Annotated in this window: 7 protein-coding genes; 4 read left to right on the forward strand and 3 right to left on the reverse strand. The window is 70.2% G+C overall.

The genetic code is table 11. The annotated features are described in order from the left end of the window. Together JWQ91_RS09855 and JWQ91_RS09860 are read right to left on the reverse strand one after the other, a co-directional pair. Positions 1–439: YigZ family protein (locus JWQ91_RS09855; protein ID WP_297783021.1), on the reverse strand; the 439-nt coding region annotated here is incomplete at its 3' end. A 12-nt stretch (positions 440–451) separates the two neighbouring features. Next, positions 452–1,363 carry an NAD(P)-dependent oxidoreductase gene (locus JWQ91_RS09860; RefSeq protein ID WP_297783024.1) on the reverse strand — a complete coding sequence of 304 codons (912 nt, stop codon included), beginning with the start codon at positions 1,361–1,363 and terminating at the stop codon, positions 452–454. Positions 1,364–1,455: 92 nt separating this feature from the next. Here JWQ91_RS09860 and JWQ91_RS09865 point away from each other — a divergent pair, with 92 nt between their 5' ends. Beyond that, positions 1,456–1,635, forward strand: coding sequence for a hypothetical protein (locus tag JWQ91_RS09865; RefSeq protein WP_297783027.1), 180 nt, complete (start codon positions 1,456–1,458; stop codon positions 1,633–1,635). A gap of 23 nt (positions 1,636–1,658) precedes the next feature. On the opposite strand, the gene JWQ91_RS09870 is transcribed toward JWQ91_RS09865, so the two are convergent. Then, complete coding sequence (locus JWQ91_RS09870; RefSeq protein ID WP_297783029.1) at positions 1,659–2,576, reverse strand: LysR family transcriptional regulator; 918 nt, start codon at positions 2,574–2,576, stop codon at positions 1,659–1,661. 115 nt (positions 2,577–2,691) lie between these two features. Here JWQ91_RS09870 and JWQ91_RS09875 point away from each other — a divergent pair, with 115 nt between their 5' ends. The 3 genes from JWQ91_RS09875 to JWQ91_RS09885 all read left to right on the forward strand — a co-directional run. Further along, a complete protein-coding gene (locus JWQ91_RS09875) occupies positions 2,692–2,820 on the forward strand; it encodes a hypothetical protein (protein WP_297783032.1) in 129 nt (42 codons plus the stop codon). A gap of 87 nt (positions 2,821–2,907) precedes the next feature. Next, positions 2,908–3,516, forward strand: coding sequence for a haloacid dehalogenase-like hydrolase (locus JWQ91_RS09880; protein ID WP_297783034.1), 609 nt, complete (start codon positions 2,908–2,910; stop codon positions 3,514–3,516). A gap of 122 nt (positions 3,517–3,638) precedes the next feature. Then, positions 3,639–4,999 (forward strand): acyl-CoA dehydrogenase family protein (locus JWQ91_RS09885; protein ID WP_297783037.1); only part of this gene is annotated, 1,361 nt, incomplete at its 3' end.

Below are 4,999 nucleotides of genomic sequence, written 5' to 3' on the forward strand. Positions count from 1 at the left end.
CGGCCTCGGCCGGGTCGATCTCCACCTCGAGCTCGCGCACCAGCTCACGCCGCCGCGTGCCCGCCGCGTCGAGGCCGGCGCGAACGGCGTCGGAGTAGGCCCGGACCAGCCCGCCCGCACCGAGCAGCGTCCCCCCGAACCATCGTGAGACGACGACCGCGACGTCGCTGAGGCCTGCCCCCACCACCACGTCGAGCATGGGCTCCCCGGCCGTGCCGGCGGGCTCCCCGTCGTCGGAGGACCGCTGCAGCCGACCATCGGGGCCGATCACGAAGGCCGAGCAGTGGTGTCGCGCGTCCCAGAGCTCCTTGCGCAGACGCGCGACCAACGCACGGGCGTCGTCCTCCGCCTCGACGCGCTGCACCGTGCACCGGAAGACCGAGTGCTTGACCTCGATCTCGGCCGACGCATCTCGCGCGATGGTGGAGTACGCGTGCATGGTCAGCGCAGACTACCCCCGCAGCCCCGTGTCGATCTCCGCCAACGCCTGGTCCAGGTCCACCGCGGGACCCCAGCCCCAGCCGTGGGCGCGGTCGGCGCTGATCCGACCGGTCCACGCCGGTCCGTCATCCCAGACCGGCTCGACACCCAGCGCGCCCGTGACGGCCTCGTAGTAGTCGCGGACCGTCGCGGGGCCGGCGGCGACGTTGACCGCAGCGCACTCCCCCTCGACCGGGCCCTGCTCGGGATCAGCCGACGCCGCCACGTCACCGGTGGCCACATCGGCGACGAAGGCGGCCAGGTCGTCGACGTGGACCCACGAGAAGGTCTGCTCGGGCAGTGCGTGCCGTGCCTCCTCGTGCTCGCGGATCGCGGCCGGCCGGAGCGTGTTCCAGACCGATGTCTGCCCCGGCCCGAGGATCGCCGGCGGGCGCACGAGGACGCGGGTGATGCCGTCCACCTCCGCCAGGGCGGCATCGGTGTCCCGCTTGGTCGCCGCGTAGTCGTCGGCGTCCTCGCCGACCAGGGCTGAGGACTCGTCCACGTCCCCTGCCGCCGGGGAGCGGTCATAGACCGCGGCGGTCGAGATGTGCACCAGGCGTCCGACGCCGGCGTCACGTGCCGCCCGGGCGATGACCGGCGTGCCCTCGACGGCAGTACGGTGCTGGGTCTCGCGGTCCGAGCCCATGGGGTGGACCGTCGTCACGACCGCGGTGGCGCCGGCGGCCACCGCGGCGGCGAAGTCGGGATCGTGGAACTCGCCGACATGCTCCTCGACGCCCGCGGGACCCGTGCCGGCACGGCGTACGACGGCACGGACCGTGACACCCCGCTCGGCCAGGACGGCGCAGATCCGGGACCCGACGAGGCCGTTGGCCCCGGTGACGACCACGACGGGGGACGCATTGCTCGACTCACTCATGCGATCCACCTTGGCACGGGCGGGCACACGCGGCGACAGCGTTTGTGAGCCTCCCACGCGGGTACGACGGCGGCCGACCAAAGGAGATCACGATGGGCCAGTACCAGCTTCGCGACACGTCCGACGCCGTCGTCGCCGAGGAGTCGTTCGGCGACTTCGAGGAGGCCAACACCTGGGCGCTGGAGCAGGACGCTGCCGCCGGATGGACGCTGTTCCAGCAGATCGGCGGCGACTGGGTGCCGGCCCGTCACGACCCCACCCCGGCCGGCTGACCCCGATCCACCTTCCCCGTGGGCTAGACCGCTTGGTGCAGGTCGGACACCGCCCGCGCCTCGTCGCGCAACGCCTGCACCACGAGACGAACGGACGGGCGCTCGAAACGGTCGGGCCGCAGCAGTGCCGCGATCTCCCGCTTGGCCCGGATCCCGACCAGCGGGCGGGTGACCAGGCCGTTGCCGTGCTCACGGGTCGTGAACCGCGGCAGGATCGCGATGCCGTGCCCGCCGGCGACCAACGCCTCCACGATGCTGTTGTCCGAGATCCGCTGCGCGATGCGGACCGGTTCGCCGGTCGCGGCAACGACCTGGCTCAGGACCCGGTCGAACGGGTAGTCGTGCGGCACCCCGATCCAGGTCTCACCGACCACGTCGCGCGGCGACAGGCTCGCCTTGCGGGCCAGGGCGTGACCCTCGGGCAGGGCGACGTCGAGCGGCTCGCTCATCAGCGGGACGACCTGGAGACCGCGGTCGTGCCACGTCGCGGCCGTCGTCGGTGAGTCCGCGATGACGACGTCGTAGTCCGGCGTCAGGTCGGCGAAGTCGACCGTCACGCCGTCCTCGTCCGAGCAGACCAGCTCGACCTCGGGGACGTCGGCCATGCGCGCCAGCAGACCGGGCAGCAACATCTCGCCGCCGGTCGGGAACGTCGCGACCCGGACGACGCCGGCCGGCCCCGCCATGTACTCCCGCCACTGACCCTCGGCCCGCTCGATCGCGACCGCGATCTCGGTCGCCGTCTGGGCCAGGGCCTTGCCCGCCGCCGTCAGCGCGACACCGCGCCCGGCGGGCTCGACGAGGGTGTATCCGGCCTCCCGCTCGAGCACCTTGAGCTGCTGAGACACCGCCGACGGTGTGACCTTCATCGCGTCCGCGACGGCCCCGACCGTGCCTCTCTCGGCGAGTTCCCTCAGGAGAGCGAGCCTGGTGACATCCATGTAGCAATCCTACATGTTAGGCATAGGAATGTTTGCTTGTCCTTGATGGTTGAACATCGCAGAATAGAACTACGAGCCACTGGGGCTCGCACTCGGAGCCTTGAAGGAGGCCACCATGATCATCGCCATCATCCTCGGGGCAATCACCGTCGTCGGAATCACCAAGACCGTCCGCGCCGTGTCCGCCGACAGCTTCGGCCCCGTGCCCACGCGCACGTACCCGAACATGTTCAGCATTCGCTGAACCCCCCGACCCGAGACCCCCGCACCGCCCCTCCGGACGGTCGCGGGGGTCTCGTCGTTCCTGGGGGCACTCGATACCGTCGAGCCCATGATGACCACCGGGTTCGACCTCGACATGACGCTGATCGACTCCCGGCCGGGGATCAAGGCGGTGTACGACCGACTGGTCGTGGAGTCAGGTACCGCGATCGACACCGAGCTCGTCGTCTCCCGGCTCGGGCCGCCGCTGGAGTGGGAGCTTGCCCAGTGGATGCCGGAGGCCGACGCCGAGCGTTGGGCCGACCGCTACCGCGAGCTCTACCCCGAGCTGGCCCTCCCGCTCGTCGAGGCCCTGCCCGGTGCCCACGCCGCGATCGGCGCCGCCAACGCCCGCGGGCGCTCGATCCTCATCACCGCCAAGCACGGCCCCAACGCCCAGCTGCACGTCGACCGACTCGGCCTGGAGGTCGCCGAGGTCTTCGGTCGCGCCTGGCGGGAAGGCAAGGCCGACGTGCTGCGCGCCCAGGGCGCCACGACGTACGTCGGCGACCACGCCCACGACATGGAGGCGGCGGTCTCGTCCGGCGCATTCGGCGTGGGGCTCACCACGGGACCCTGCAGCGCCGACGAGCTGCGCGATGCGGGAGCCGGGATCGTGCTCGGCTCGCTCGAGGAGTTCCCGGCATGGTTCGGCGAGCACGCCGCCTCAAGCGTGTGACCGGCCCGACAGCGGCGGATTCGGCATTCTGCTTGTCTTTGCACCCCGCGGGGGCCGATACTTAAGTTACTTCCCAGTAGCAAGCTGCCATCGCAGCGCATACCCCCCAAAGGAATGCTGGCATGAGCCATTACAAGAGCAACCTCCGTGACGTCGAGTTCAACCTCTTCGAGCTGTTCAACCGGCAGGAGATCCTGGGCCAGGCCCCCTTCGACGAGATCGACACGGACACCGCCCGCAGCATCGTCAGCGAGATCGACCGCATCTCCCGCGAGGACCTGGCCGCGTCGTTCATCGACGCCGACCGCAACCCGCCGGTGTATGACGCTGACGCCAAGTCCGTCACGATGCCCGAGGCGTTCGTCAAGAGCTACAACACCTGGATGGACGCCGAGTGGTGGCGCCTTCAGGTCCCCGAGGAGCTCGGCGGTCAGCGCGCCCCCGGCTCGCTGATCTGGAGCACCGCGGAATTCGTCCTCGGCGCCAACCCCGCCATCTGGATGTTCGGCTGCGGCCCCGCGTTCGCGCGGATCGTGTTCGAGAACGGCATCGAGCGGGACAAGAAGATCGCCCAGCACATGGTCGACCGCCGCTGGGGCGCCACGATGGTGCTGACCGAGCCCGACGCGGGCTCCGACGTCGGTGCCGGCCGCACCAAGGCGTTCCCCAACGAGGACGGCTCGTGGAACATCGAGGGCGTCAAGCGCGTCATCACGTCGGCCGAGCACGACATGGCCGAGAACATCATGCACCTCGTCCTCGCCCGACCGGTGGGCGTCGAGGGTGCGGGCGGTCCCGGCACCAAGGGCCTCTCGCTCTTCCTCGTCCCCAAGCTGCACTTCGACCACGAGTCGGGCGAGCTGACGGGTGAGCGCAACGGCGTCTACGTCACGAACGTCGAGCACAAGATGGGCATCAAGGTGTCCAACACCTGCGAGGTCACCTTCGGCGAGAAGACCCCCGCCCAGGGCTGGCTGCTCGGCGAGGTGCACAACGGCATCGCGCAGATGTTCCAGGTCATCGAGAACGCCCGGATGATGGTCGGCACCAAGGCCATCGCCACGCTCTCGACCGGCTACCTCAACGCGCTGGACTACGCCAAGCAGCGCCAGCAGGGTGCCGACCTGACCCAGGCCTCCGACAAGACGGCCCCGCGCGTCACGATCACGCACCACCCCGACGTGCGCCGCTCGCTGATGACCCAGAAGTCGTTCGCCGAGGCGATGCGCTCGCTGGTGCTCTACACCGCGTCCTGGCAGGACAAGGTGATGCTGGCCGAGCACGCCGGCGAGCGTGACGAGCTGGCCGAGAAGGTCAACGACCTGCTGCTCCCGATCGTGAAGGGCTACGGCTCGGAGCGCTCGTGGGTGCTGCTGGGCACGGAGTCGCTGCAGACCTTCGGCGGCTCGGGCTTCCTGCAGGAGTACCCCATCGAGCAGTACGTCCGCGACGCCAAGATCGACACCCTCTACGAGGGCACCAC

Source organism: Aeromicrobium sp., from assembly GCF_025965075.1.
GTDB lineage: Bacteria > Actinomycetota > Actinomycetes > Propionibacteriales > Nocardioidaceae > Aeromicrobium.

Bases quoted from the DNA above. Each gene is read 5' to 3' on its own strand.
- JWQ91_RS09880 (WP_297783034.1), top strand. From the start codon at position 2,908: ATGATGACCACCGGGTTCGACCTCGACATGACGCTGATCGACTCCCGG.
- JWQ91_RS09875 (WP_297783032.1), top strand. From the start codon at position 2,692: ATGATCATCGCCATCATCCTCGGGGCAATCACCGTCGTCGGAATCACC.
- JWQ91_RS09865 (WP_297783027.1), top strand. From the start codon at position 1,456: ATGGGCCAGTACCAGCTTCGCGACACGTCCGACGCCGTCGTCGCCGAG.
- JWQ91_RS09860 (WP_297783024.1), bottom strand. From the start codon at position 1,363: ATGAGTGAGTCGAGCAATGCGTCCCCCGTCGTGGTCGTCACCGGGGCC.
- JWQ91_RS09870 (WP_297783029.1), bottom strand. From the start codon at position 2,576: ATGGATGTCACCAGGCTCGCTCTCCTGAGGGAACTCGCCGAGAGAGGC.